We start from the raw sequence: 219 nt of genomic DNA, 5'->3' as shown, positions 1-219 counted from the left end.
GTTTTTCCATGTGGTCAGGCCCATATTGGGCTTGGTGCTGTCGGCACGGCCATATACGATCTCGGCAGCTGTATGGTGGGTGACCGCATAGTGGAGCTTATTCTGCACCGTTGCCAAAAACTATCTGAACGAAACAGAAATGCGGAACCTGAACGAAATTGTCACCATGTACCTTGACTATGCGGAACGGCAGGCCCGCCGGGGAAATGTCATGTATAT

Annotated in this window: 1 protein-coding gene and 1 pseudogene; one reads left to right on the top strand and one right to left on the bottom strand. The window is 51.1% G+C overall.

Annotated features, from left to right (window positions below; all coding sequences use genetic code 11):
* Nucleotides 1-120 (bottom strand): annotated as a pseudogene (gene rhuM, locus H6B10_RS17115) (RhuM family protein); the annotation flags it as partial.
* A gap of 19 nt (nt 121-139) precedes the next feature.
* On the opposite strand from rhuM, the gene H6B10_RS17110 reads away from it, so the two are divergent.
* Nucleotides 140-219, top strand: an 80-nt coding sequence (locus H6B10_RS17110; RefSeq protein WP_430661797.1) for a hypothetical protein, incomplete at its 3' end; no start/stop codon positions are given.

Source organism: Gemmiger formicilis, assembly GCF_016901605.1.
GTDB classification, from domain to species: domain Bacteria; phylum Bacillota; class Clostridia; order Oscillospirales; family Ruminococcaceae; genus Gemmiger; species Gemmiger formicilis_B.
Note: the sequence above shows the minus strand (reverse complement) of the source record. Positions and strands in the feature narration are given on the sequence as shown.